This window comes from Reyranella sp. CPCC 100927, assembly GCF_007859315.1.
Taxonomy (GTDB): Bacteria; Pseudomonadota; Alphaproteobacteria; order Reyranellales; family Reyranellaceae; genus Vineibacter.
In genome coordinates, this window is sequence record NZ_VOHA01000024.1 from 87,947 (window position 1) to 109,121 (window position 21,175).

21 protein-coding genes are annotated in these 21,175 nt (G+C 65.5%); 6 read left to right on the forward strand and 15 right to left on the reverse strand.

Annotated features, from left to right (window positions below; translation table 11 throughout):
- Positions 1-81 precede the first annotated feature (81 nt).
- Positions 82-312 carry a 50S ribosomal protein L31 gene (gene rpmE, locus FQU96_RS35520; RefSeq protein ID WP_146546149.1) on the reverse strand — a complete coding sequence of 77 codons (231 nt, stop codon included), beginning with the start codon at positions 310-312 and terminating at the stop codon, positions 82-84.
- 201 nt (positions 313-513) lie between these two features.
- Between rpmE and cyaY the strand changes: the two genes are divergently transcribed.
- Together cyaY and FQU96_RS35530 are read left to right on the forward strand one after the other, a co-directional pair.
- On the forward strand, positions 514-837 hold the full coding sequence (gene cyaY / locus FQU96_RS42360) for an iron donor protein CyaY (RefSeq protein WP_178130957.1): 324 nt from the start codon (positions 514-516) through the stop codon (positions 835-837).
- A 14-nt stretch (positions 838-851) separates the two neighbouring features.
- Complete coding sequence (locus FQU96_RS35530) at positions 852-2,630, forward strand: ABC transporter transmembrane domain-containing protein (RefSeq protein ID WP_146546151.1); 1,779 nt, start codon at positions 852-854, stop codon at positions 2,628-2,630.
- A gap of 128 nt (positions 2,631-2,758) precedes the next feature.
- Here FQU96_RS35530 and FQU96_RS43225 read toward each other — a convergent pair whose 3' ends face one another.
- The 6 genes from FQU96_RS43225 to yajC all read right to left on the reverse strand — a co-directional run bounded on the left by FQU96_RS43225 (position 2,759) and on the right by yajC (position 7,305).
- A complete protein-coding gene (locus FQU96_RS43225; RefSeq protein WP_146546152.1) occupies positions 2,759-3,040 on the reverse strand; it encodes a DUF86 domain-containing protein in 282 nt (93 codons plus the stop codon).
- Between the two features lie 33 nt (positions 3,041-3,073).
- A complete protein-coding gene (locus FQU96_RS35540) occupies positions 3,074-3,433 on the reverse strand; it encodes a nucleotidyltransferase family protein (protein ID WP_146546172.1) in 360 nt (119 codons plus the stop codon).
- Positions 3,434-3,531: 98 nt separating this feature from the next.
- Entirely contained in the window at positions 3,532-3,924 is a 393-nt protein-coding gene (locus FQU96_RS35545; protein WP_146546153.1) for an Mth938-like domain-containing protein, read from the reverse strand.
- Between the two features lie 76 nt (positions 3,925-4,000).
- Entirely contained in the window at positions 4,001-5,191 is a 1,191-nt protein-coding gene (secF, locus tag FQU96_RS35550) for a protein translocase subunit SecF (protein ID WP_146546154.1), read from the reverse strand.
- 7 nt (positions 5,192-5,198) lie between these two features.
- A complete protein-coding gene (gene secD, locus FQU96_RS35555; RefSeq protein ID WP_146546155.1) occupies positions 5,199-6,827 on the reverse strand; it encodes a protein translocase subunit SecD in 1,629 nt (542 codons plus the stop codon).
- Between the two features lie 25 nt (positions 6,828-6,852).
- Positions 6,853-7,305 (reverse strand): preprotein translocase subunit YajC, encoded by a 453-nt coding sequence (yajC, locus tag FQU96_RS35560; protein WP_146546156.1) that lies wholly within the window; start codon positions 7,303-7,305, stop codon positions 6,853-6,855.
- Positions 7,306-7,511: 206 nt separating this feature from the next.
- On the opposite strand from yajC, the gene FQU96_RS35565 reads away from it, so the two are divergent.
- Entirely contained in the window at positions 7,512-8,372 is an 861-nt protein-coding gene (locus FQU96_RS35565) for an ATP-binding protein (protein WP_146546157.1), read from the forward strand.
- A 27-nt stretch (positions 8,373-8,399) separates the two neighbouring features.
- On the opposite strand, the gene FQU96_RS35570 is transcribed toward FQU96_RS35565, so the two are convergent.
- The 6 genes from FQU96_RS35570 to FQU96_RS35595 all read right to left on the reverse strand — a co-directional run bounded on the left by FQU96_RS35570 (position 8,400) and on the right by FQU96_RS35595 (position 14,243).
- Positions 8,400-9,278, reverse strand: coding sequence for a sulfotransferase (locus FQU96_RS35570; protein WP_146546158.1), 879 nt, complete (start codon positions 9,276-9,278; stop codon positions 8,400-8,402).
- Positions 9,275-10,405: a DegT/DnrJ/EryC1/StrS aminotransferase family protein gene (locus tag FQU96_RS35575; RefSeq protein ID WP_146546159.1), complete on the reverse strand. Its 1,131-nt coding sequence runs from the start codon at positions 10,403-10,405 to the stop codon at positions 9,275-9,277. Before FQU96_RS35575 ends, FQU96_RS35570 begins: the two co-directional genes overlap by 4 nt.
- 4 nt (positions 10,406-10,409) lie before the next feature.
- Positions 10,410-11,336: a Gfo/Idh/MocA family protein gene (locus FQU96_RS35580; protein WP_178130959.1), complete on the reverse strand. Its 927-nt coding sequence runs from the start codon at positions 11,334-11,336 to the stop codon at positions 10,410-10,412.
- A complete protein-coding gene (locus FQU96_RS35585) occupies positions 11,318-12,715 on the reverse strand; it encodes a glycosyltransferase (RefSeq protein WP_146546161.1) in 1,398 nt (465 codons plus the stop codon). The genes FQU96_RS35580 and FQU96_RS35585 overlap by 19 nt, the downstream gene beginning before the upstream one ends.
- A gap of 29 nt (positions 12,716-12,744) precedes the next feature.
- Positions 12,745-13,254, reverse strand: a complete 510-nt coding sequence (locus tag FQU96_RS43075) for an acyltransferase (RefSeq protein WP_146546162.1) — start codon at positions 13,252-13,254, stop codon at positions 12,745-12,747.
- A 167-nt stretch (positions 13,255-13,421) separates the two neighbouring features.
- Complete coding sequence (locus FQU96_RS35595; protein ID WP_255468756.1) at positions 13,422-14,243, reverse strand: adenylyl-sulfate kinase; 822 nt, start codon at positions 14,241-14,243, stop codon at positions 13,422-13,424.
- Between the two features lie 283 nt (positions 14,244-14,526).
- Between FQU96_RS35595 and FQU96_RS35600 the strand changes: the two genes are divergently transcribed.
- Positions 14,527-15,351, forward strand: a complete 825-nt coding sequence (locus FQU96_RS35600) for an MBL fold metallo-hydrolase (RefSeq protein ID WP_178130960.1) — start codon at positions 14,527-14,529, stop codon at positions 15,349-15,351.
- 3 nt (positions 15,352-15,354) lie between these two features.
- On the opposite strand, the gene FQU96_RS35605 is transcribed toward FQU96_RS35600, so the two are convergent.
- Complete coding sequence (locus FQU96_RS35605; protein WP_146546165.1) at positions 15,355-16,536, reverse strand: acyl-CoA dehydrogenase family protein; 1,182 nt, start codon at positions 16,534-16,536, stop codon at positions 15,355-15,357.
- Positions 16,537-16,717: 181 nt separating this feature from the next.
- Between FQU96_RS35605 and FQU96_RS35610 the strand changes: the two genes are divergently transcribed.
- Positions 16,718-18,016 carry a CBS domain-containing protein gene (locus tag FQU96_RS35610; RefSeq protein WP_218575002.1) on the forward strand — a complete coding sequence of 433 codons (1,299 nt, stop codon included), beginning with the start codon at positions 16,718-16,720 and terminating at the stop codon, positions 18,014-18,016.
- Here FQU96_RS35610 and FQU96_RS35615 read toward each other — a convergent pair whose 3' ends face one another.
- Positions 18,017-19,057: a histone deacetylase family protein gene (locus FQU96_RS35615; protein WP_146546166.1), complete on the reverse strand. Its 1,041-nt coding sequence runs from the start codon at positions 19,055-19,057 to the stop codon at positions 18,017-18,019.
- Between the two features lie 208 nt (positions 19,058-19,265).
- On the opposite strand from FQU96_RS35615, the gene FQU96_RS35620 reads away from it, so the two are divergent.
- Positions 19,266-21,175: DUF6600 domain-containing protein (locus FQU96_RS35620; protein ID WP_178130962.1), on the forward strand; the 1,910-nt coding region annotated here is incomplete at its 3' end.

Genomic DNA, 21,175 nt, shown 5'->3' on the forward strand with positions numbered 1-21,175 from the left:
GTCGCTTGGGGATGGCGAGTCCCCAAAAAGCGAAACGCCCGGCGCAACAGCCGGGCGTCGATGGCTGAGATTCGGCGACCGTTACTTCTTGGCCGCCAGCCCGATGTTGCCGAATTTTTCCTTGAACCGCGACATGCGGCCGCCGCGATCCACGATCTTGTTGACGCCGGTCCAAGCCGGATGGGTCTTTTGATCGATGTCGAGCCGCAAGGTCGCGCCCGCCTGTCCATAGGTGGAGCGGGTCTTGAACGACGAACCGTCGGTCATGACGACCGTCAGGTCGTGATAGTCAGGATGAATGCCTTGCTTCATGGCGGCTCTCCGCGTGCGAGGGGCGCCTTATATAGGAGGCAGTGCCGGGGGGCAAGCTATTGCTTGCGGTTTGTCGTGGGCGCAAAAGCCGCTGCGATTTGCCTCGACCGGCGCCGCTTGTTGACGTCGTCCTGGCCTGCTATAGGGCGCTGCAAGGCCTTGATTTTCAAGGATTTGCACCCTCCTGCCGTGACTCCGCCCATGACCGCCAGTTTCGACGTGACCGCCACGCGCCTGCTCGACCGTGTCGCCGACCGGCTGGAGGAGGCGCTGGCCGATGTCGCCGAGGTCGACTACGAAGGCGGGGTCTTGAACGTTACCCTCGAGAGCGGCGGCACCTACGTGATCAACAAGCACGCACCCACCCAGCAGGTGTGGCTGTCATCACCGCAATCAGGCGCCTGGCATTTCACGCAGGATGCAGCTTCGGGCGCCTGGCGCGACACCAGGCAGGGGCGGGACCTGTTGGAACTGCTGGCGGGCGAACTCGCGGCGGCCACCAGCATCGCCGTCAGCCTGGATTAGGGTCGGCCTGAAGCATGAGCGTCGATACGGCCGAACCCGGCAAGCAGCGCAACCTGCGGCCGCTGAGGCTGCTGCTGCCCTACCTGCGGCCCTATCTCGGACGCGTGGCGTGGGCTCTGCTGGCCCTGTTTGTCGCCGCGAGCACAGTCCTGGCGTTCGGCGCCTGCCTGCGGGCATTGATCGATCGCGGCTTCGCCGCCGGTCGCACCGATGTGCTGGACTACGCGCTGGCCTCGCTGCTGGTCGCGGTCGGCGTGCTGGCGCTGGCCTCGGCGGGGCGCTTCTATTTCGTGTCCTGGCTGGGCGAGCGGGTCGTGGCCGACCTGCGCCGCGACGCCTTTGCCCATGTGCTGAAGCTCAGTCCGGCCTGGTTCGAGACCGCCCGTACCGGCGATGTGATGAGCCGGCTGACGACGGACACGACCCTGATCGAGCAGGTGGTGGGCTCGTCGGTCTCGGTGGCGGTCCGCAACACGCTGATGTTCCTCGGCGGCGCGGTCATGCTGGTGATCACCAGCCCGCGGTTGACGCTGCTGGCGCTGGCGGTCGTGCCGCTGGCGGTGGTGCCCATCATCGTGCTGGGCCGCCGCGTGCGCCGCCTGTCGCGGTTGTCGCAGGAGCGCATCGCCGACGTCACGGCTTATGCCGGCGAGCGGGTCGATGCGATCCGCACAGTGCAGTCGTTCGGCCACGAAGAGCGCGAAGCGCAGCGTTTCACGGGCCTGGTCGAGGCAGCCTTTGGTACCGCACGCGACCGGATCTTCCAGCGTGCCGTCATGACCGGCATCGTCATCCTGCTGGTCTTCGGCGCCGTCGGCGTGTTGCTGTGGATCGGTGGCCACGACGTGCTGTCGGGGCGCATCACGGCGGGCGATCTCTCGGCCTTCGTGTTCTACGCCGTGGTCTCGGCCGCTTCAGCTGGCGCCATCAGCGAGGTGATCGGCGATCTGCAGCGCGCCGCCGGTGCCGCCGAGCGCATCGCGGAACTGCTGGCGACGCAGTCGCCGGTGGCCGATCCCGCCGCGCCCGTGGTGCTGGCGTCATCGGGCGGCGGCGCCATTGCTTTCGAGGATGTGGGCTTCTGCTATCCGGCGCGGCCCGACGCGCCCGCGCTCGAGCATTTCGGCCTGCAGGTGGCGCCGGGCGAAAGCGTCGCGCTGGTTGGTCCCTCGGGCGCCGGCAAGACCACGGTCTTCAGCCTGTTGTTGCGTTTCTACGACCCGCAGACCGGGACGGTGCGGCTCGACGGTGTCGACATCAGCCAGGTACGGCTCACCGACCTGCGCGCCCGCATGGCGATCGTACCGCAGGAACCGGTGCTGTTTTCCGCAAGCGCACTGGACAACATCCGCTACGGTCGGCCCGAGGCCAACGATGCCGAGGTGCGCGCCGCCGCGGAAACGGCCTATGCCCTGGAGTTCCTCGAGGCCTTGCCGCAGGGCCTCGATACGTTCCTCGGTGAACGCGGCGTGCGGCTGTCGGGCGGCCAGCGCCAGCGCATTGCCATCGCGCGCGCCATCCTGCGTGATCCCGATGTGCTGCTGCTTGACGAAGCCACCAGCGCGCTCGACGCCGAAAGCGAGCTTGCCGTGCAGACGGCGCTGGATCGGTTGACCCGCAACCGCACGACATTGATCGTGGCGCATCGCCTGGCCACGGTGCTGAAGGCCGACCGGATCGTGGTGCTGGACCAGGGCCGCATCGTCGACAGCGGCACGCATCGCGAACTCGCCGCCCGCGGCGGCCTCTACGCCCGCCTCGCCGAACTGCAATTCGACCGCGCCGCGGAGTAGTTTCCGGTTGTCGGCGTATGATGTGGGACCTGCGGTTGGATAGCTACGCACCTCTCTTCGGACCGGCGTCTCCGTTGGCGTTTGGGGCTTCCTTTGCGAGTTCTTGGTACAGATCCGCTATCTGACGCTTAAGACTGGGCAGGTCGACAGTCACGGTATTCCAGACCTTGGATGCATCGACGGACCCAGTACACATGAACAAGGAAGTTCCGCAGGCCTCTGGGTAAGTGCCCCGGTATTTCCGGGTGGGCTGCGGCAATCTCGGGCGCCACCCTCTGAAGGTTGCCCGCGGCTTCCCCGATAATCTCGAAGTTGCGGATCACGGCATCTTGCACAAGCCGGGATGCAAGGAATTCCGCTTCAGTCATCGCAGCGGTGTAAGTTTCGATGCGCTCAATTGCCTGGAGCATATGAGAGGCATAGTCGGGCGCGCGTAGTCCCCTTCATACAGGCTGCGCCTCTCGTTCGATCCGCTCTCGAATTTCAGCGGGCATTCCTCCTGTCGTCTGTACGTCGACCGGAATCTGGAGCAGATCCTCGATTTCACAAAACATTGCCGATAGGTCGAAGAGCGTCATCTGGTGCCCAGGATGCGGGTCAACCAAGAGGTCGAGATCGCTTTCTTCGGTATCGGTTCCGTGCAGAACTGAACCGAATACACGGGGGTTGGTGCCCCGGTGTCGAGCGACGATCGCGCGAATCGCCTCACGGTGATGGTCGAGTTGGATCGACGGACGGACACGTCGGCGTGGCTTGCCGCTGGTCAGTATTGCCAGTGACCCAGAATGCTGCGTGTTGGTCATGGCCATTGATGTCTCCACGGCGTGGCCATCATGGAGTTCCACTGGTACCTTAACACAGAACCGCTATGCCGTGCGCTGCGCGAGTAGCCTGTCGCAGTTTATACCGGCACCAACGCGGCGGCGACACGGCGGCCTTCGGCCAGCAGGACGTTGTAGGTGCGACAGGCGGCGCCGGTGTCCATGACCTCGAGCACCAGTCCGTGGACCTTGAGCGCGTTACGCCTGGCGGGCGGGATGAAGGCGGCCTTGACGCCACAGCCGACCACCAGCACCTCGACCGGCGGCGAGGCCTCGATGATCACGGCGAGATTGTCCGGCGCGATATCGGTCGCCGCGGCGACCGCCCATGCCGTCGTGCGCTGCGGCAGCACCAGCACCGCGCCCTGGTGGTCGACGTCGCTGATGCGGAAATGCCCTGGCCCGTAGGTCTGGATCAGCTGGCGATCGCGCGGGTCGGGCGTCGGCAGGGTCTTGTCGCTGGGCAGGGACATGGTGTCCCTCCATCCGAAGTTAACGGGTCAGCCGGACCCGGGAACGCGGGCCTCTGGCCCGCCAAGCTCCCGGGCGCTAGGGGCGCACCTGAACGTCGGTGGCGCCGCCCTTTTCCTTTTCGTCATCGTCGGCCCGCGCGCGATCGGGCCGGAAGTTCATGTAGACCAGGCTGGCATTGGCGATCCAGATCGACGAATAGGTGCCGACGATCACGCCCCACAGCATGGCGATCGAGAAGCTGTAGAGCACCGGGCCGGCGAACAACACCAGGGCCATCACCGCGAGGAACACGGTGCCCGACGTCATCAGCGTACGGGCCAGCGTCTCGTTGGTGCTGACATTGAGCAATTCGATCAGCGACAGCTTCTTGTAGCGCCGCAGGTTCTCGCGCACCCGGTCGAACACGACGACGGTATCGTTGATCGAGTAGCCGGCGATCGTCAGCAAGGCCGCCAGCGCCGTTAGGTTGAATTCCAGCTGGGTGATGGCGAAGAGGCCAACGGTGGTGAGCACGTCGTGCACCAGGGCGACCAGGGCGGCCACACCGAATTGCCATTCGAAACGCACCCAGACATAGATCGCGATCGCCAGCAGGACCAGCCCGACCGAAATGATGCCGGTGCTGAGCAATTCGCCGCCAACCTTGGGACCGACCGATTCGGTGCGCCGGAACTCGTAGGTGCCGGTCAGCGCGTCTCTGGCCACCAGGATCGCCACCTGTTGGCACCATTCGTCGCGCTGGTCCTGCTCCAGAGCGATAGTGATCGGCGAGGTTCCCGCACGCACCAGGTTCTCGGACAGGCCAACCGCGGCAGCAACTTTCGCGGCCTGGTCATCGCTGACCCGCGCCGGTGCCGCGAGTTCGAGGTTGCCCGATTGCGTGTTGGCTACCGGCTTCACGCTCCAGCCCGCGCCCATCGCCTTGCTCAGCAGGCGGCTGGCATTGGCGACGCAGGCGGCATCGCCTCTCTGGCGCTGGATGCGGATCAGGATCGTGTCCTTGGCGCCAAATTCCTGCAGGGACACCTCGCCCAGGCCCAACTCGCCGGCGACGCGGCGGGTCTCGGCGAGGTCGGCGTCTCCCTTCAGGGTTTTCGCTTCGATGGCGATGCCGCCCTGGAAGTCGATGCCGAAATTGAGGCCGACGACGAACACCAGCACGATCGAGGCGATGTTGATGATCGTCGACAGCACCAGCGCCAGCTTGCGCTTGCCGAGGAAGTCGAAGTTGGTCTTGGTCGGCAGCAGGCGAACGGGTTTGAACATCGATGCCTCAAATCACCAGTTCGCGCGGACGACGCCAGCGCAGCCACAGGCCCAGTACCATGCGGGTGAAGATCGTCGAGCTGAACATCGACGTCAGCAGGCCCAGCGACAGCGTGGTGGCGAAGCCTTTGATCGGTCCCGAGCCGAAGCCGAACATCAGGATGCCGGCGATCAGCGTCGTGAGGTTGGCGTCGATGATGGCCGACATGGCGCGCTCGTAGCCGGCGGTGAGGGCCGAGATCGGCGGCCGGCCCAGACTCTGCTCTTCGCGCACGCGTTCGTAGATCAGCACGTTGGAGTCGACGGCCATGCCCACCGTCAGCACCAGGCCGGCGATGCCGGGCAGGGTGAGCGAGGCGCCCAGCACCGACATGCCGGCGAACACCATGATCAGGTTCACCGCCATGGCAAGGTTGGCGAAACCGCCGAAGATCGGCCCGTAGGACAGGAACATGAAGAACACGACCAGCGCCGTGCCGACGGCGGCGGCAATGGTGCCGGCGCGGATGGCGTCGGCACCGAGATCGGCACCCACCGTACGCCGCTCGATCACGGTCAAGGTCGCGGGCAGGGCGCCGGACCGCAGTTGCAGCGACAGTTCGTTGGTCTGCTGCGTGGTGAAATTGCCGGTGATGATGCCGCTGCCGCCGCAGATCGCCGACTGGATCACCGGCGCGCTGATCACGCGCTCGTCGAGCACGATGGCCAGCGGCTTGCCGATATTGTCGGTCGTCGCGCGGCAGAAGGCGCGGCCGCCCGTGGTCGTGAACCGGAAGCTGACGATCGGCCGGTTGGTCTGCTGGTCAAACGTTGCCTGGGCGTCGGTCAGCTCCTCGCCGCTGACCACGACCCGGCGGCTGACCGGCATGCAGGCGGCGGCCTGGCGACGGCAGATCTCCTCGGCGATCAGCGTCTTGTTGCTTTCCTTCTGCCAGCGCTCGCTCTTGGCGAGGTCGGGCCAGACCTGGTCCCAGCCTTCCTTGGTCGGGCGCAGGATCGTGGCGCCGACACCCTCGAGGCGGAATTCCATCTTCGCCGTTGTACTGATCAGCTTGATCAGATCGTCCGGGTTCTCGACACCCGGCACCTGTACCAGGATGCGCTCGTCGCCCTGGCGCTGGATCGTCGGCTCCTTGGTGCCGGTCTCGTCGACGCGCTTGCGCACCACTTCGATCGACTGATCAAGCACCTGTTGCCGCCGCAGCGTCAGCTCCTGCTGCGTGTAAGCCACGCGCAGGGTTCCAGGCGACGGGCTGGTGACATCAAGCACACCCGCTTCCAGGTTGCGGATCGCCTCGATAGCCTTGGCCTGGTCCGTACCCTCGCGCAGGCTGACCGTGATCGCGGTGCCGTCGCTGCTGATCTCGCGCAGCGCCAGCTGCTGTTTGCGCAATTCGGCACGGATACTGTCCGACAGATCCGTCAGGCGCTGGCGTACAACGCTGCGCACATCGACGTCGAACAGCAGGTGGGCGCCGCCACGCAGGTCGAGGCCCAGGTTGATCACGCTGGTGGCGTACCAGTGCGGCAGGAAGCTCAGGACCGATGCCGGCAGCAGGTTGGGCAGCGCCAGCAACAACGAAACTAGCGTGATCCCGGTGATGGTCCAGGTCTGCCAGCGCGGGAGGGTCAGCATGCGAGGTCTCGCCGTGCGGTCGCTGTCATTCCTTCTTCTTTCCGAAGCCGAACAGGCTACCGAGCAGGCCGCCACCGCCCGAGCTGACCGGGCCGTCGCTGGACTTGCTTTCGAGCAGCGGCTTTTCAGTGGAATCGTCGTCCTTGGCGCCCTTCACCGGCTCGCCCCGGGCCAGGATGTTCGAGATCGTGCTCTTGGCTACGCGCACGCGCACGTTCTCGGCGATCTCGACCTGCACCTCGTTGTCGCCGATCACCTTGGTGACCAGCCCGATGATGCCGCCGCCGGTGACCACCCGGTCGCCGCGCTTGACGCCGCCCAACATCTCGCGGTGCTCGCGCATCTTCTTCTGCTGGGGACGAATCAGCAGGAAATAAAACACCACGAAAATCAGGATCAGCGGCAGGATCTGCTCAAATCCGCCAAACCCCCCACCGCCGCCGCCGGTTGCCTGGGCGTGCGCCTCCGAAATAAACATGCCGCGCTCCTGTCTGTGGGCGGTGATCCCGGCCTTATGGTGGCGGGGGTGCGAAAAGGACGCCGGACTATACCCACGCGTAACCGCTTTGCAACGCGCAAGACGGTCCAGCCGGGAGCCGAATGAACCGGCGAAATCGCTTTCGGCTTCAAGGGTTTATCGTTAGGTTGCCGGCCCTTCGCCGACCCCCATGCACAGGCCTCGACATGACCGAACCGCTGGAACCGCTGCTGCTGCGCATCGCCGAGGCACTTGAACGGCTGGCCCCGCCGGCCAAGCCGCCGCTCGACGTGATGGCCGCCGATGCGTTCGTCTGGCATGCGAGCGGCGTGCTGGAGCCGATCCCCGACGTCAATCGCGTCGATATCGGTCTGCTGCAGGGCATCGAGCGGCAGAAGGATATCCTGCAGGACAATACGCTGCGTTTCGCGCGTGGGTTGCCGGCCAACAACGCCCTCCTGTGGGGGGCTCGTGGCTGCGGCAAAAGCTCCCTGGTCAAGGCTGTGCATGCTGCCGTGAATGCCACGCTGGGCGGCACGCCCGGTCCGTTGGCGCTGGTCGAGATCCATCGTGAGGACATCCCGTCGCTGCCGGCGTTGCTGAGCGTGCTGCGCCCGGCGTCGCGGCGCTTCATCCTGTTCTGCGACGATCTCAGCTTCGACGGCCAGGATGCGGCCTACAAGTCGCTGAAGGCGGTGCTGGAGGGCGGTGTCGAGGGGCGGCCGGACAACGTGCTGTTCTATGCCACGTCCAACCGCCGCCACCTGATGCCGCGCGACATGATCGAGAACGAGCGGTCGACTGCCATCAATCCCAGCGAGGCGGTGGAGGAGAAGGTCTCGCTGTCGGACCGCTTCGGCCTGTGGCTGGGCTTCCACAACGCCGATCAGCCGACCTATTTCGCGATGATCGAGGGCTATGTCCGTCGCTATGGGCTGGACATCGATCCCGAGACCCTGCGCAAGGAAGCGGTCGAATGGTCGGTCACACGCGGCGCCCGCTCCGGCCGCGTCGCCTGGCAGTACATCCAGGATCTCGCCGGTCGGCTGGGGAAGCGGTTGGATTAGGTAAAGGCTTCGAGGCTGAGGCTGATCCTACGACGTCGGGTCGAGGAGTCCATCGGCTCGCTGGGCGCAAAGTGCAGCCTGCTCTGGCGACATATCGGTCCTCCAGGCATCGATCCGTTCCTGTAGCGGCGGGAAACCCGTTCGCCATTGCTGTTGTAACCGCTGTGCATGGCTGACGATGAGGGCGCCGTCCGCTGCGAATCGGTCCCCATGTTCGCTCAGGCGGTCGGCCGACCGTCGATAGTACGACAGCATCTCCCCGGCGTAATCGAGTTCGATAAAGCGACAGATCCGCGCCAACGTCGCTGCCGGTTCTCGAATCAGGTCTTCGTACCGTACTTCCAAGTAAAGAAGCCCGTCCGCTTCAGCGCGTGCGTGGCGGATCATGGCGGCCCAGCGACCAACCAACTCGGGCAGATCCCGGCTGGGAGCAAACCAGGTTTTGCTCCACGACAGGGCGACATCGCGGCCGTCGCGCACGATATGGACGAAGCGCGTTTCGGGCAGCACAGCGGCGACGGTTCGCATGTGCATCACATAGAGTGGTGTCTTGTCGCCGCTGCGCGGCTTTGCGTGTTTCTCCGCGTACAGCCGGTAGAAAAGCCGCAAGATATCGGGCAGGCGAGCTCCGGCGTGAAGGCGTTGTACCGACCTGAGGAAGATGTCGCGTTCGATGCCGAAATCGCGCCAGGCGGATGCTCCAACAGGATAGTCCATCATCAGCCGCGCGATGACGTCCGCTGCGGTGGCGCCCGCAATTTGCGGCTCCATGAGAAACCCCGTTTCCGGGGGAATTGCCAGTTCGGGGTGCGCATCCAGCATGAGGCGCAGCAAGGTCGTGCCGGACCGCGGAACGCCCACAATGACGGGAAAGGGCGGAGCACGGCGTGGGAGTGCATCGCTCATCGGGCCAGCCGGTCCAGTATCGCAACGAGCGTCGAAGCAACGCGTTCCTGCTGCGCCTCTGTCAGAGTTGGGTATATCGGCAGACAGAGCGCGCGTCGGGCCACCAGCTCCGCATTGGCCAGCGTCGTGAAGGACACCCGGTCGCGATAGGCGGGTTGTTGATGCAGGGCTTTGGGGTAGTGCACTGCCACCTGAATGCCGGCCTGCAGCATGTCCTGGATGACGTCCTCTCGGCGTTCGATCTGGACTACGTATTGCGCGCAGGCTGACTCGCCGTCTTCCAGAACGGGCTGAAGCAGCAGCTGTCCGCGTCGGGCAGCCCCTTGGAAGAGGACGTCGTAGCGTCGCGCAATGGCCCGGCGCTGCGCGATTGCTGGCCGTGCAGTATCCAGACGCGCCAGCAGGGCAGCGCATGCGATGGAATCGAGGCGGCCGTTGATCCCCAGGCGGACATGGTTGTATTTGCCGCACTGACCGTGGTCGCGGATCTCACGGCTGCGCTGCGCCACCGCCGAATCATCGGTGAACAACGCGCCGCCATCACCGGCGGCACCGAGTGGCTTGGTCGGAAAGAAGCTCGTGCATCCGATCATGGTGAGTCCGCCGCTCGATTTGCCGTGCAGCGAAGCGCCAAAACTCTGCGCGGCGTCTTCGATGATCGCGATTTCACGGCGCGCGACGAGAGGTTGGAGCGGTGTGAAATCGACTGGTCGTCCGTAAAGCGACACGCCGATCATGGCACGGGTCTTGGGACCGATCAGGGCTGCGACCGCGTCGAGGTCGATGAGGCAGGTATCCGGATCGATATCCGCCAGAACAGGCGTTGCGCCCAGCAACAGAACGCATTCCAACGGCGCGGCGAACGTGAATGCCGGCAGGATCACCTCGTCGCCTGGGCGCACGTCGAGCGCCATGAGGGCGATCTGCAGGGCCGTGGTGCCCGAACTGCATGAGATGGCGTGGCCGACGTTGATCTCCGTGGCCAGGCGATCCTCGAGTTCGGCGACCTCGGGGCCCATGATGAACTGACCGTGATCGAAGATCCGTGCGATACGGCTCAATGCGTCCTGCTTGATCGGGGACCAATCCGCGACAATGTCGGCGAACGGGATAACCGGCGCCGTCATGGGGTTACCCGAGCGTTTCGGCGCCGGCGCATCTTGTGCCCTCGCAGTTGGCTCTGATGCTGTCGCTCAGCGCCATTGCCGAAAGGATCTCCCGGCCGGTGGCGATACCGGATGTCTTGCCGTTGATGGCGGCAAGGAACGCGCGTATCTGCAATGTCAGTGCGTCGGACCCTGTTGGCATGGCATCGAGATTGATGGTGTCGATGGCGCCGTCGTCGAGGTAAAGCAGGGCTTCGCGCAACCGGGCTCTGGCGAGGTGACTGGCTGTCAGGCCCACTCGTCTTCCGCTCGCAAAGTCCAACGTGCAGCTCACGCAGGCCAGTTTCCCTTTGTGCCACTGGGCGTTGCGGATTTTGACGTTCCGTGGAATCTCACCGAGGCCGTGAACGACCCAGTCAAGATCGTGGATCATCAGGTCCTGGACAACGTCCACGCCGACCGCGCTCGCGGCCGACCATGGTGCCATGCGAAAGACCTCCATGTGCCGGACGTTGGTCGCCAGGGCCTTGCGGGCATGGCTGACGCCGACGTTGAAGCGCTCGCTGTGGCCAACCGCCAATACGACCCGGTGCTGGGCGGCGATGGCGACCAGCCGTTTGCTGTCCGCGACGTTCATTGCCAGCGGCTTCTCGACCAGACAATGAATTCGCGCCGCCGCCAGGAACGTGGCGCAGGCGACATGTTCGTTCGCCGGCGTCGCAACGATTGCGGCGTCGACCTGGCCGGGAAGGTCATCGCAAGTCCGGAAGAAAGGCACGCCGCGTGATTGGGCGACGGCTTCTTTCTGTGGATCGCTGTCGACGACGGCGCTGACTGATAGTCCGGGAAGCCGCTGACAAGTATGCAGATGGAGCGTGCCCATCTTGCCCAGGCCGATGATCGCGACGCGAATCGTGTCGCTGGGCATGGTTTCTAGGATCGGCGAAACCATGCCCGTATCTTCCCGTACCGGTTGGCGACTTGCCATGTACTGGAGGAAAGGATCGCCTTGAGCTGCGCATCGAGCGCACTCAGATCGGCTTTTGCTGTGACGGCTTCTTGCTCCTTGGCGCTGAGGCGCTGCAAGAGATCTGCCTGAGCAGCTGCTGCCTCGTGCGCTCGGGCATTCAGTTCGGCATCGCGGACAGCAAGCTGTTGGGCCAATTCGGCAGCCTCATGCGTCCGCGCCGCCAGTTCGGTCTCGCGAGCCGATAGCTGCTGGGCCAGCTGGGTCTGCGCCAGAGTCGCCTGCCACGATCGATATTCAGCGTCGTTTCGCGCCTTGAGCACCGTCGCCAGTGACCGCAGATACCGCGATGCCGCAACGGACTGCTCCTGAAAGTTGGCGGAAAGCGCACAATGGTGCGCGGCCTGCCAGCGCGCCATGACGGTCTCGTAGAGCGACAGCCAGCGCGTTACCGCCGATGACATGTCCGCCTCGGCGCGAATCCAGGCGCTGACTTGGCGTGCATCGCGTGCGTCATAGCGCTTCAACTCATCGAGCACGGTCTCTTCGGTGACAGGCGCTGCTTGCATGGTGCGCACCCCGAAATTGAGGGACCGCATCTGCGCGACATTGGCCATCGTCACCATGCCGCCGAGGCCGGCATGGTCTGCCACGATCACGGCGGCACCGGAGGCCATCGCTTCCAGAGCGCAGCGGGCCTTGGCGAACACGACGTCGTAGTCGCCGAGAATGTGTTCAGGATTGGGTATCGAGTTGCCGGCTCCCGAACCGGCAATATCGACCCGCTCGATTCCGGCCCGAGCGCAGGCCGACTTGATGGCGTGCGTGCGTGGGTTGTCTCCGGCGGTGTTGCCGAAGATCAATGCGGACCGGGGGCTGTCCCGCCAGGTTGCCCGAAGTGCAAAGCGCTCAAGATCGACGAAGTTGTAAATGACGGACAGATCGACAGCGGACAGGCCCATCGTCGTCGCCAACCGTTCGCGGCACAAATCATCGACGCCCACGTAGTGCATGATGCTTGGAAACACTGGCGGCAGCTCTTCCCATGGAATCCAGCCGTGACAGACGAAGATCGCTGGCGTCGTCGGGAAGTGGAGAACGGCGGTCATCGTGTCGAGATGATGTTGCCCATGGATGATATCGGGCGGCTCTCGCAGCGCCGTCAGATCATCGATGACTGGCACCGTCGCCCGCTGCAGCTCCTGCGCGACGTCTCCCAGGATGGAACTGTAGGCAACCGGGAAGTGTCCGCGCTTCATCAGCGCAAGAGCCATATCCCGGACGTACATCTCCGAGCCTGCCCGCCACGCCAATGTGTTGTTGGTCAGTAGGATCCGAAGACGGCGAGACTGAGCGTCGGGCATGAAGCGCACTACTCCGGCCAAGCGTTGGTCTACTCTGATGTCCTTGCCACGGAACGATGTGCTCCGCTGCGGACGATGTGCAGGGGGCTACCCAATACCGTCTTGCCCGCCGGAATGTCGCATCTGACGACACTGCCGGCGCCTACGATGGCTCCCTCTCCGATCGTCACTCCGGGCAGAATGACGGTGCCGCCGCCCACTTTGGCGCCGCGACAGATGCGAGGGTAGGCCATCGGATGATCACCTTTCAGCGTATCGTTCAGGGTGATGACGCCCGGACCCAGAAAAGCCTCATCCTCGACCACCACGCCGCGCGTGATGTGACAGCCCGTTTGGATGGAAACGCGGTCACCGATCCTGCTGGCGCAAATGTTGCAGTGCGACCCGATTGTCGTGGCGGATCCGATGACGACCCCTTGGTGTATCAGAGTGAAGGAACCGACGCGGGTGCCGGCGCCGATCGAAACATCCGCTTGCACCTCTGTCAGAGTCGGGTTGTAGAATCGCACCCCAGGAAAGCGCTTTTCCAGGTCGTTCATTCTGTTGGGCTTTCACAAAGATGTACGCGTGACGCCGCAACGCGCTACAAAGTGATGCTACGCAAGCATATTCAGGCAGTACATGTAGTCTTCGTATATTTTGGAATATTGCAAGGAGTATTGTCGATGAACTTATTCCCGGAATCGGGGGTATGGTGGTGAGCTTCCTAAGTACCGTGGCGTGATTTCATAAGATCTCGAATCTTTGTGGCCGATATACTTTCTATTTTGGCGTCAAGTTCGATCCGCTCAACGACATAGCCCACGTCGCGGCCATAGAAGACATGCGTGATATTGGGCAACGGCGTGATGATGAAGCGCCCTTCATACATCCGCAGAGCATGCTCGATGCGTGCGCGTACCTGTTCGAAGTCGAATGGATTGCTGTCATCCAGACCACCGGTATTCCTGACGGCGACGCACGCCTGGCCGACGCGGTGCAATCCCTCGCGGACAAGCGCCAGATGACCGCCGTGGAAGGGCTGGAATCGCCCAATGAAAAGAGCTGTCGGCTTCCTGGGATCGAACACAGGGCGGACGCGTTCGGCGACCCGCTCGGCCCAGTACTCAGCCGTTCCGCTCGGCGTGACGCGGACGTCGCAATGGTCGGGCGGGACAAAGATCTGGTTCGTATCGCTGAAACGTCCGGCTTCGATGCGATCCACCCATACGATAAAGGCGTCGCCGCCTGCCAGGAACGCGGCCCGCGTCTCCGGCGTGGGGCAGATGAAATCGGCAATCGCGTAGGCACCTGTTGTCGTGACCTGATCGCAAAGCCATCCCATGCGTCGCGCATGCTCGATCCGATCCTCCAGCGAGAACCCGAGATCGCGATTGATGTTCTGACGAATTTCGTCCGCATTGAACAGAACAGCATTCAGCCGGGCCTTGAGGGCCGTTGCCAAGGTTGTCTTGCCGGCTCCCGGCAAGCCCATGATGAGGATTTTCTTGAGGCGATTCACCCGAGTGATGTCTTGATCTGCGGACACGCGATCCCCCAAAACACAAGCTGCCAGTTTGTTTTTGCGAGCACTCCGAAACCGTGGACAAGAAGTACGGCCGGCTCGCTTGGTCGGCATGGTTGATCTTGCGGCCTACGATTGCAAGGAGTGGTGGATAGACGGTGCCGGGGGCAGTCCACTAGCCACAATAAAACGTGATCATCCGCCATGCGCATGGAGCGGATATCGTGCTGATGCGAGTTTCGGAACCGCGGCCGTTGCTGATGTTGCGTCGCGCGGGCATCGTACTCAGGAAGTCCAGGAGGTTTCCGTGCGCCTCACCTATGCCCGCTCCATGTTGGCCTGTGCGCTGGCGGTTCTTGCTGTCGCGCTGGCGCCGGCCGCGTTGGCCAGATGCACAAAAAACGTCGCACAGGGTGCGCCGCTGATCCATCAGGCCGGTCTGGGAAACCTGCTGGTACAGAACGCTGCCGCAAGCGCGGCACGGATCACTTTCGTCGGTCACGCCAGCTTCCTGATCGAGACCCCGCAAGGGGTGCGGGTGATCACCGACTACAACGGCCTGAACGGCTATGGCCGGCGGCCCGATATCGTCACCATGAACAATGCGCACGGCACGCACTTCACCGACGATATCGAACCCGGGGTCACGCACGTGCTGCGCGGCTGGGCCGAGGGTGGCCGGGACCTGATGACGCACGACGTCACGCTGCGCGATGTCCAGGTCTGGAATGTGCCGACCAACGCGCGCGACTATGGCGGCGTGCGGCAGAACGGCAACTCGATCTTTGGTTTCCGCATCGGCGATCTGTGCATCGCCCATCTCGGCCACCTGCATCATCGCCTGGAGAAGGAGCATCTCGAGCAGCTCGGCCGGATCGACGTGCTGATGGTGCCGATCGACGGCTCCTACACCATGGGCGTGCCGCTGATGGCCGAGGTGATCAAGCAGATCCAGCCGCAGGTCGTGCTGCCCATGCACTACTGGGGCAGCCTGCAGGTCGATCGCTTTTTAGGTATCGTGGCCGACAGCTACGCGGCGGTATGGCCCGACGGCCGCACCATCGACGTCAGCAAGGCGACATTGCCGGCCAAGCCGACGGTGATCGTGATCGGCGGCCGTGGCGGCGATTGAGCGCTACAGGAACGGTCCCCTCGGTTCGATGCCCAATAGGATCTGGCCGACCGCCTCGAAATGCGACGGGCGCGACTGGATCTGCTGGGAGAGCGTGTGCATGTCGCGGAAACGGCGCTCGAAGGCGGTGCCGAGGAAGATCGCGTCGGTGCCGGCCGCCTTGTAGGCATGGTTGGCCACCGCTTCGGCGGTCTGGATGGCGTGCGTGCAGGCCAGCCGCACGCGTGCCCGGGCGGGCACGTCGATGGGCGCTTCGGTGCCCGCCGTTGCCCAGATCGACGACAGCGTCTCTGTCAGATAGGCGCGCGCCGCGCCCAACCGGGCCTCCATCCGCGCGACGCCGGATTGCACCGTGGCGCTGTCGGCCAGCCGGCCGAGGTTGCGCGGTGCCTTGCGGGTGGCGAGGTCGACAAAGGCGTCCAGCATGGCGCGCGCGATGCCGAGTCCGACACCGGCGACGCCCACGGCGTAGAGACCCTGCATGGTGAAGGCGTAGAGCCGTCCGGACTCGGACCGCAGCGCCGGATCCTCGCGCGTGCCGCTGAACGCCTCCGGCACGAAGATGTCGCTGATTGTGTAGGAGTTGCTGGCCGTGCCGCGCAGACCGATCACGTTCCAGGTGTCGAGCAGTTCGGCCTGTTCGGCCGGGAAGAGCAGGGTGCGCATCGTCGGCCGCCCGGCCCGGTTCAGGCGCAGCGATCCGTCGGCCTCCTCGACCAGGCAATGCACGCCCATCCAGTTCGCCTGCCGGCAGCCCGAGGCGAAATCCCAGCGGCCGCTGACGCGGTAGCCACCGGGCGCTGCCTGCGCACGGCAGCTGTTGGGCGGCCCCCAGGCGATGATGGTGCGCGGGTCGGCATAGATCGTGTGCGCCGTCGCCAGGGGTACGAAGGGGGCGATCAATGCCGAGCTGTTGCCGACGAAGATATTCCAGGCGACCGAGCCATCGTGGCGCGCGACTTCTTCGACGGCGCCCAGGTAGACCCAAGGCTCGACCTCATCGCCGCCGACCGAGCGCGGCAGCAGCATGCGGAACAGACGCGACTCATGCAGCGCCGACAGCAGCGGTTCGGGGATGCGCTGCGTACGCTCGATCGCGTCGGCGGCGGCTGCCAGCGCGGGCGCCAGCGCTGCGGCCCGTGCGAGAGGGGCCGGACGCTGATCTCTGGATGCGTGTTCATTCATGCGCAGGCCGTGCGATGTTGCCCCGATTAAGGCGCGGCAGGCCAAGACCGGTCAACCGGCAGGGACAGAACGGCAGGCATGCGGAACCGAGGCTCGCCATCTGGCATTGAAGCGTTGGGCACCGGACTTGTGCAACCCGCACTGACGGCACGCCACCGCCGCGTTCCGATCCGAGAGACCGATGATGGCGTTCGACTGGATGGCCGATCCCACGGCCTGGTTCGGCCTTGGCACTCTTGTCGTGCTCGAGATCGTGCTGGGCATCGACAACCTGGTCTTCATTGCGATCCTGACCGACCGCCTGCCGCCGGAACGCCGCCAGAAGGCGCGGCTCTTGGGGCTGGGGTTGGCGCTGTTCATGCGGTTGGCCCTGCTGGCCGGGATCGCCTGGATCGCGTCGCTGACGGCGCCACTCTTTCACGTGCTGGACATCGCATTCTCCGGCCGCGACCTGATTCTGATCGGCGGCGGGCTCTTCCTGCTGTTCAAGGCGACGACGGAGCTGCACCAGCGCCTGGAAGGGGCGGCCGAGAACCGGCCGTCGGGCACGGCACCCGCTGTTTTCTGGCAGGTGATCGTGCAGATCGTCGTCCTCGATGCGATCTTTTCGCTCGATTCGGTGATCACGGCCGTCGGCATGGTCCGGGAGCTTTCGGTGATGATGACGGCCGTGGTCATCGCCGTGCTGGTGATGATGGTGGCGAGCCGCCCCTTGATGGATTTCATCGGTGCGCATCCCACGGTGGTGATCCTTTGCCTGGGCTTTCTGCTGATGATCGGCTTCAGCCTGGCGATCGAGGGCGTCGGTTTTCACATCCCCAAGGGCTATCTCTATGCGGCCATCACCTTCTCGATCCTGATCGAAGCCCTCAACCAGATCGGCCGCCGCAACCGACGACGCCAACTGGCGACGATCCGGCCGCGCGAGCGCGCCGCGGCTGTCGTGCTGCGCCTGTTGGGCAGCCGAAGCCCGGCGCCGGGCATCGACGATGCCGTCGCGCCGCTGGTCGCGGCGTCAGACGCCGCTCAGGTCTTCAAGCCGCAGGAGCGCGCGATGGTGAAGAGCGTGATCATGCTGGCGGACCAGCCGGCGCACAGCATCATGACGCCGCGTGATGAGGTCGTCTGGCTCGACATCGAGGCGCCAGAGGCGGACGTGCGTCGCATCGTGCTGACGGCTGGCCGTTCCCGCTTTCCGGTGGCACGCGGCAGGCTCGATGCGGTGCTCGGGATGGCGCTCACCCGGGACATGCTGGCCGGCCTGATGGAGCGCGGCGCGGTCGATCCCGCTCGCACCCTGCACGAGCCGGTCGTCGTGCCGGATACCGCCAGCGTGCTCGACGTGATGGAACGCCTGCGCCGCGCGTCGGTGCAGATGGCGTTGCTGGTGGATACGGCTGGGACGATCACCGGTCTGGTCACGCCCGACGACATCCTGCGGGCGATTGCCGACTTTCCGGCGGCGCCGACGGCCGGTTGATCAGGATGCGCTGAACCCGCGCAGCGCGGCCATCAAATTGTCGCCCAGCTCGGGCCCGAGGTAGCCGCCTTCCTGCACCAGCACCGTGGGCAGCTTCAGCGCCGCGATCAGCGCTGCCATGCGGCCGAAGCCTGATGTGGTGACCTTCAGGCCCTGCAGCGGATCGTGCTCGGAGGCATCGAGGCCCAGGGCCACGACCAGCGCCGTGGGCGCGAAGGTGCGGATGCGCTCCAGCGCGCGTTCGCCGGCAGCGAGCCAGACGGCATCGCTGCTGCCCAGCGGCAGCGGCAGGTTGAAGTTGCTGCCTTCACCGGCACCTTCGCCGCGCTCGTGCGCATGCCCCCAGAAGAAGGGATAGTAGTCGGCTGGATCAGCGTGGATGGAGACGGTGAGCACGTCGCTGCGGGCATAGAAGATGCCTTGCGTGCCGTTGCCGTGATGCACGTCGATATCGAGGATGGCGACGCGCTGGTGCTCGGTGCGCAGGTGCTGGGCGGCGATCGCGGTGTTGTTCAGGAAGCAGAAGCCGCCGGCCATGTCGGCATAGGCGTGATGGCCCGGCGGCCGACACAGCGCGTAAGCCATCGGCGTGGCGGCACCGGTGCGGGTCTCGTCCATCACGATCTGCGCCGCGGTGACGGCGACCTGAGCGGCTGCCAGCGCGGCCTCCCAGGTGCCGGAACCAATCGGGCAGGCGCCATCGACCTGGTGCCAGCCGGCGCGACCGGCGATCGCGCGCGGGTAGGTGCCGCGATAGCGCACCGGATGCACATTGGGGATCACCTCGGGGCCGGCGCCCTCGAGCGCGCGCCACTCGCGCTGCGCCACCTGGAGGAAATCGACGTATTCGGGCGTATGGATCGCCAGCACCGGCACCAGCCCGGTATAGGCCGGGGCCACGATTTCGTGGCCGTCCTCGCGCGCGGCCTTCAGCAGGATGTCGGCCCGTCCGGGCTTCTCGGCGCTGTCCCGGCGCTCACCACGCACGAGAAAGAACGCCGGATCGTGCAGCGCGTGCTTGTCGGAATAGACAACCTTCATCGACCGCTCCCCCTCGCGACTACCGTAGCGGTGATCTCGCCATCGCTGCAACCAAGCTCTCGGGCCATTTCGCCACACTTCATCACGAAAACACCCCGGAGCCGCCGCGGGATGCCCCCGGTTCGACACAACACCAGTCGTATCTGACATGGGGAACTGGCTCTTTGCGGTGACGTTTTCACGTCGAGGCCGGTCTCCAGGAGGCACCATGCAGCGCTGGTTGCGTGCGGCGTTTGCCGCTTGTTTCGGGCTTGCCGTGCTGGCCATGGCCGGCAACGCCCTGGCCCAGGCCGATCCGCCGGCCCGTGTCGGCCGTATCAGCTATGTCGCCGGCACGGCGTCCTATCACGACGGCGACGAGGCGCGCTGGTCACCCGCGGTGCTGAATTATCCGTTCACCACCGGCGGCGCGTTGTGGACCGAGCCCAACGGCCGCGCCGAAATGGTGGTGGCCGGCATGCGCGTGCGCCTGCAGGGCGCCACTGAGATCGATGCACTGGCACTGGACGATGATCAGTTCCGGCTGCGCCTGCCACAAGGCCGCATCGACGTGCGGATGTCGGGCGTCGCATCGGAGCGGCCTGTCGACATCCTGACGCCGCGCGGCACCGTGCGGTTGATGGCGGATGGCGACTACCTGATCGAGGCCGGCACCACGGACGATCCCACCCGCATCGGCGTGCGCAGCGGCGCGGCGCAGTTCGTCGACGCCAACGGCAGTGTCCTCGCCGTGCAGGCCGGCGAGATCGGGCTGGTGACGGGCACGACGCCCGTCGTGTTTTCGACCCAGCGCCTGGCGCCGCCGCCGATGCCGCCGGAGTGGGCGGCGCGCGACCGCCAGATCATCTATCGCCCGGCGTCGCAATACATTGCCAACACGGTCACGGGTTACGAGGACCTCGATGCCTACGGCCAGTGGGTCCCCGGCGGCGACTACGGCCAGGTCTGGGTGCCGCGTGCGGTGCCGTCGGGTTGGGCGCCCTATCGTCATGGCCATTGGGCGTGGGTGCGCCCCTGGGGCTGGACCTGGATCGACGATGCGCCGTGGGGTTTCGCGCCGTTCCACTATGGCCGCTGGGTGATGTTCAACAACCGCTGGAGCTGGGTGCCGCCGGCACGCACGGCGCGGCCGGTCTACGCCCCGGCGGTCGTGGGCTTCGTTGGTGCGACCATCGCCGAGTTCACCGTCGGCAGCCGCGGTCCGGCGGTCGGCTGGTTCCCGCTGGGGCCGCGCGAAGTCTATGTGCCGCCGTACACGACCAACCGCACGTACATCCGCAACATCAACGTGACCAACGTTACCAACGTCACGGAGATCGAGCGTCGCACCGACTATGTCGCGCGCTGGAAGGATCGTCGTGACGACCGGCGCGATGATGAACGCTGGACGTACGCCAACCAGCGCTACGCCACCGTCGTGCCGACCGAGGTCTTCGAGAAGGCGCGGCCGGTGAACCGCGCCGCGCTGAGAGTGCAGGGTGACCATCTGGTGAAGGCGGATGTGGCGCCCGTGGCGGCGCCGCCGGTGTTGCCAAACCGCACGCCGGACAAGCGCCTGCCCGATGCCAGGGGCCCCGATACCAAGGCGCCGGCGCCTGTCGTAAACCGCACGACGTTGGGCGACATGCCGACCCTGGGCCGTCCCGAGCGGTCCGAGCGTCCGGCCGCACCGGGCCCCAAGAGCGCACGCGTGCCCGATCGTCCGGACAGCCCGCCAGCGTTACCCCCGGCTGCGGGTCCCAGGCCGGGCCAGCCCGACGACAAGCGCTTGCCGCCGACCGGCGCGGTGCCGCCGGCCAAGGGGCCAGGCGTGCCGCCGCGGCCGGAGGAAAAAGTAAGCCCGCCGGGGCGACCCGATCTGCCGCCGCTGCGCGAGCGTGGACCGGGCCCGCAAGCGACACCGAAGGAGCCGGGTACACCCACCGCGCCGCCGAGTGTTGGCCCGAAAGCGCCTGAGCGTGTGGGGCCGCCGCCGACTGCGCCGGCGAAACCACCAGAGAAGGTCGCGCCGCCACCGACGGCTATGCCCAAGGCGCCGGAACGCATGGCGCCGCCGCCGCGGCCGGAGACGCCACCGCCACCCGCCGCCGCACCGCGGCCGGCACCCGAGCGCGTGGC

Bases quoted from the DNA above. Each gene is read 5' to 3' on its own strand.
- FQU96_RS35585 (WP_146546161.1), bottom strand. From the start codon at position 12,715: ATGCCCGACGCTCAGTCTCGCCGTCTTCGGATCCTACTGACCAACAAC.
- FQU96_RS43225 (WP_146546152.1), bottom strand. From the start codon at position 3,040: ATGCTCCAGGCAATTGAGCGCATCGAAACTTACACCGCTGCGATGACT.
- yajC (WP_146546156.1), bottom strand. From the start codon at position 7,305: ATGTTTATTTCGGAGGCGCACGCCCAGGCAACCGGCGGCGGCGGTGGG.
- secF (WP_146546154.1), bottom strand. From the start codon at position 5,191: ATGTTCAAACCCGTTCGCCTGCTGCCGACCAAGACCAACTTCGACTTC.
- FQU96_RS35580 (WP_178130959.1), bottom strand. From the start codon at position 11,336: ATGGTTTCGCCGATCCTAGAAACCATGCCCAGCGACACGATTCGCGTC.
- FQU96_RS35565 (WP_146546157.1), top strand. From the start codon at position 7,512: ATGACCGAACCGCTGGAACCGCTGCTGCTGCGCATCGCCGAGGCACTT.
- FQU96_RS43075 (WP_146546162.1), bottom strand. From the start codon at position 13,254: ATGAACGACCTGGAAAAGCGCTTTCCTGGGGTGCGATTCTACAACCCG.
- FQU96_RS35610 (WP_218575002.1), top strand. From the start codon at position 16,718: ATGATGGCGTTCGACTGGATGGCCGATCCCACGGCCTGGTTCGGCCTT.
- FQU96_RS35575 (WP_146546159.1), bottom strand. From the start codon at position 10,405: ATGACGGCGCCGGTTATCCCGTTCGCCGACATTGTCGCGGATTGGTCC.
- FQU96_RS35570 (WP_146546158.1), bottom strand. From the start codon at position 9,278: ATGAGCGATGCACTCCCACGCCGTGCTCCGCCCTTTCCCGTCATTGTG.
- FQU96_RS35605 (WP_146546165.1), bottom strand. From the start codon at position 16,536: ATGAATGAACACGCATCCAGAGATCAGCGTCCGGCCCCTCTCGCACGG.
- FQU96_RS35540 (WP_146546172.1), bottom strand. From the start codon at position 3,433: ATGACCAACACGCAGCATTCTGGGTCACTGGCAATACTGACCAGCGGC.
- FQU96_RS35530 (WP_146546151.1), top strand. From the start codon at position 852: ATGAGCGTCGATACGGCCGAACCCGGCAAGCAGCGCAACCTGCGGCCG.
- cyaY (WP_178130957.1), top strand. From the start codon at position 514: ATGACCGCCAGTTTCGACGTGACCGCCACGCGCCTGCTCGACCGTGTC.
- rpmE (WP_146546149.1), bottom strand. From the start codon at position 312: ATGAAGCAAGGCATTCATCCTGACTATCACGACCTGACGGTCGTCATG.
- FQU96_RS35545 (WP_146546153.1), bottom strand. From the start codon at position 3,924: ATGTCCCTGCCCAGCGACAAGACCCTGCCGACGCCCGACCCGCGCGAT.
- secD (WP_146546155.1), bottom strand. From the start codon at position 6,827: ATGCTGACCCTCCCGCGCTGGCAGACCTGGACCATCACCGGGATCACG.
- FQU96_RS35615 (WP_146546166.1), bottom strand. From the start codon at position 19,057: ATGAAGGTTGTCTATTCCGACAAGCACGCGCTGCACGATCCGGCGTTC.